The sequence below is a fragment of the Streptomyces phyllanthi genome (genome assembly GCF_009377205.1).
Lineage (GTDB): Bacteria > Actinomycetota > Actinomycetes > Streptomycetales > Streptomycetaceae > Streptomyces > Streptomyces phyllanthi.
In genome coordinates, this window is the sequence record NZ_VJZE01000631.1 from 1 (window position 1) to 4,164 (window position 4,164).

The window sequence follows — 4,164 nt, forward strand, 5'->3', positions numbered from 1 at the left end:
CGCCGGCCCGCCCCCTCCCGCACCGCCGTGCCTCCGCGCCCCGTCGGCTCCGGCTCGGCGTCGCGGCCCTCGGTGCGGTCGCCGGCCTGGTCACGGCGCCCTCGGCCGCGTATGCCGGGAGTGGCACGCCCGGGCCGGCGTTCCCGTTCGCCCCGGAAGACCGGCTGACCGTCACGGTGCAGGCCGCGGGCGCCGCCGACGGGACGTACGAGCTGGAATGCCACCCGTACGGCGGCAACCATCCGGATGCGCGCGACGCCTGCGCCCAGCTGGACCGGAGCACGACCTGGGACCGGAGTCCGTTCGCACCCGTTCATCCCGACACCGTGTGCACGATGCAGTACGGCGGCCGGGCCACCGCCCATGTCACCGGCATCTGGGCCGGCCGCCCCGTCGACGCCCACTTCAACCGGCGCAACGGCTGTGAGATCGCCCGCTGGGACTCTCTCGTCCCCCTGCTGCCCCGCATCCGCCCACAGAAGTGAGCCGCACGACCGCAGGGACCGCCTTGGGCGCCTTGGGCGCCTTGGGCGCCTTGGGGCGTCACGCATTCGCACGCAAGTGCGATCAGCCACCCCGCTCCCACGGCTCCCTGGAGCGAAACACACGGTCACAGGTCCGTCGCGCATCCGCATAAAGATCCACATGCGACCTCCCTCTCATCCGGCGTCGCGAGCGCAACCGGTGCCCGTAGACTCCCTCGCGTGACACGCTGCGGGCCGGTTGGCAAGATGGCCCACGCGGTCGGCAAGGTGCGGTAACAGGGAGGAAGCGTCTCGTGAGCAGCAGGCCATCCCGAGGCGCTGCTCGCCTCGCAGCCATACTCGACGCGCTCCCCGATGCGTTGGTGCTGGTCAACGCCAATGGGACGGTCGTCAACGCGAACACCATCGCCCTGGAGGCCTTCGAGACTCCGGGTACCGCGCTGGTGGGTCGCGGTCTGCTCGATCTGCTGCCCGAGTTCGACTCCCGGCTCATCCCCGGGTCCATGCGGCGACCCGACTCCACCGACCCGCACGGACGCACCAAGCCGACCCGCATGATCGCGCGGAGGACCGACGGGAGCGAGTTCCCGGTCGAGGTCACCAGCGCGAATCTGGAGAACGGCCAGCAGGCGTACGACGGCTACGGCTACACCGGTGACGAGCTCCTCATGCTCGTCGTGCGCGACCTGTCCGGCACGGTGGACACCGAAGCGGAACTCGCGCGTTCGCAGCGCCAGACCGAGATGATCCTGCGGGCCGCATCCGAGGGTGTGGTGGGGACGGACACGGACGGGCGCATCGTGCTCGTCAACCCGGCCGCCGCTCAGATACTGGGCTTCAGGGCCAGTGATCTCGGTGGGCGTGAGCTGCACACCCTCCTGCTGCACTCCCGCGAGGACGGCTCCCCCTTCCCGTACGCCGAGTCGCCCCTCGCCGACACGCTGCGCTCCGGGCGCAAGCACCGGGTCCGCGGCCAGGTGCTCTGGTCGAAGAGCGGCGACAAGGTACCGGTCGATCTGACGACCGCGCCCGTGCGCGACGGGGATCAGCTCGTCGGCGCCGTCATGACCTTCACCGACCGGCGGCCGTACGACGCGCTCGCCGAGGAGAAGGAGAGCGAGACCGCGAAGCACGCGGAAGAGCTGGAGAAGATCTCCCAGGCCCATGCCGAGGAGCTCGAGAAGCTGCGCACGGAGCACACCACCGAGCTCGACGAACTGCGTGAACGGCATTCGGAGGAACTCGCCGCGGGCGACGAGCGGTACGCGGCGCTCGGCGAGCGCGAGAAGGACCGGTACGAGGCGCTCGCCGCGCGGCACGAGCAGCTCCTCGCCGTGCTCGGGCACTCCCTGCGCGGTCCGCTCGACCAGCTCCGCGGCGAACTCGGAAAGCTCGCCGCGGACGACGCCGGCCAGCTCTGGCCCGAGGCCAACCAGGTCCTCCACCATCTGTCCGCCGGCTACTCACGCATCACCACCCTCATCGACAACGTCCTCGGCTACCAGCTCCTCGACTCCGGCGACGACGATCTCGTACGGACGACGGTGATGCTCGACGCGGTCGTCGCGGCCGGTGTCGACGGGGCCGTCGAGCTGATCGGGCCGGGTCGGGTGCAGTTCGCCGTGCACGCGCCGCCCATCGAGGCCGAGGTGGACCAGCGGCGGCTCGCGACCGCGCTCGCGCATCTCATCGCGGACGTGGCCGGGGTCGACGCGACGGGCAACTCGCCCGTCTCGGCCGGCGGCTACATGGACAACACGGTGGTCGTGGCCGCCGCACAGCGCGGTGAGGTCGTACGCATCGAGGTGCGCGGGCCGTACGCCGGGGGAGACGCGGTTCACCAGCCGATCGTGCGCGGGATCGTACGGGCGCACGGTGGTGTGCTGCAGACGCACGAGGTGCCGGGGATGAGCGGCAGCGCGTACGTGCTGGAGGTGCCGCTGGGCGGCGGAGCCGGGGCAGTTCCGGTTCAGCCGCAGCCCCAGGCCGAGACCGCTCCGGCCGCCGAAGGGGGCGGTGCCGAGCTCGCGCTGCCCGATCAGGCTCCGGGGAACCGCTCCCGGCGCGGGCGACGGCGGGCTCAGCGGTCGTCGGTGGACGCGTTCCTGGAGAGCGAGGAGGCCGAGGGCGAGGCCGTCGCGGCCGTCGCGCCCACCGGGCGGCGCCGGCGGCGTGCCGAGTCCGCGGAGGGTGAGGTCGGCGAGGTCGGCGAAGCCGGTGAGGCCGCGCAGACTCCGGCGCCGGATGAGGCGGGCGACGCAGGCGAAGCGGTCGGCGCCGGGGCGGGTGCCTCTGTTGCCGGTGGCGCTGCCGGTGCGGGCTCCGTCGGTACGGGGCGACGGCGTGGGCGGCCCAGTCCCGTGGAGGACGGCTCGCAGGGGGTCTCCGAAGGCGCGGTCGTCACGGCGGCCGAACACGCCGCGGGGGCCGCGGCTATGGGACTGGGGGAGACGGTGCCGCCGCAGGGCGTGCCCGCGCCTGGTGGGCGGCGTGCGCGGCGGAACCCCGAACAGCACGCGCTGCCGCCGGCTCTGCCCGCGGCCCTGCCCGCCGCACAGAGCGCCCCGGACGTCTCCGGGGCGGGCGCTGACGCGGGCCAGCCGCAGCCGACCGGGCGTCGCCGCCGGGCCCTGGCCAACGCGGAGGAGCGTGCCGCGGCCCAGGAGTCGGCGAGCCGCACCGTTTTCGCACTGCCTCCCGCCGAGGCCGACCGAACGCCCGACCCCGACTCGGCGCAGGGCGGCCCTGCTGGCCCCGGAGGAGCCATGGTTCCTGCCGGCCAGGGTCCTGCGGCCGGTGCGGATACGGGGCAGGGCGCCGTCGCCGGGCCCGGTACGACAGGGCAGGCCGCTGTCGCCGGGCCCGGTACGACAGGGCAGGGCGCCGTCGCCGGGCCCGGTGCCGGTCAGGTCGATGGCGGGCGGCATGACACGGCGCTGCACGATCCGGCCGACGACCACACACCGCCGCAGCCGCACCCCCTGCCCGCGCCGACGGGGCGCCGCCGGGCCCGCCGGGCTCCGGAGCAGGGTGAGGCGGCACCGTCGCCCGCGCAGGCCGTGCCCGCGCCTACGACACCTGCGGGTCCCGAGCAGGCCGTGCCCCCGCAAGGAGTTCCGGCCGCGGTCGGGGCCGGGCAGCCCGTCGCCGCGTACGGGGTGACCGTGCCGGCCCAGCAGCTCCTGCCCGCACAGGGAGTCGCGGCAGCCGCGCAGCCCGTATCACCCCAGGGGATCCCGGGTACGGCTCAACCCGTGCCCGTCCAGGGCCAGGCGGTCCCCGGTGCCCCCCAGCCCGTACCCGCGCAGGGAACGCCGGGCGTCGCCGCGCCCGTACCCCCGCAGGGCGTTCCGGGTGTGGCCGCCCCTGCCCAGCCGGTGCCCCCGCAGGGCGTCCCCGGCCAGGCCACTCCGGGGCAGCAGTCCGCGCCCGCGCAGGCCACGCCCACGGGCACCGTCCCGGCACTGGGCACCGCCGTGCCCGCAGGTGCGCCGACCGCTCCCGCCAACGCACAGCCGCAGCCCCAGCCCGCCGCGGGCCCCGCCACGCAGACCTGGCCTGCCACTCAGGACGCCCCGGACCCGGGGGCCCCGGCCCAGCCGGGCCCTCAGCCGTGGCCAGGTGCCAACGACACCACCGGCACCGGTGCCCTCGCACAAGCCGCCGACCCGGCACAGGC

General features: G+C 75.0%; 2 protein-coding genes. Both read left to right on the forward strand.

What is annotated here, in order from left to right; genetic code table 11:
• Positions 1–485: SSI family serine proteinase inhibitor (locus FNH04_RS42435; RefSeq protein ID WP_228031953.1), on the forward strand; the 485-nt coding region annotated here is incomplete at its 5' end.
• A gap of 293 nt (positions 486–778) precedes the next feature.
• Positions 779–4,164: PAS domain-containing protein (locus FNH04_RS42440; protein WP_322725462.1), on the forward strand; the 3,386-nt coding region annotated here is incomplete at its 3' end.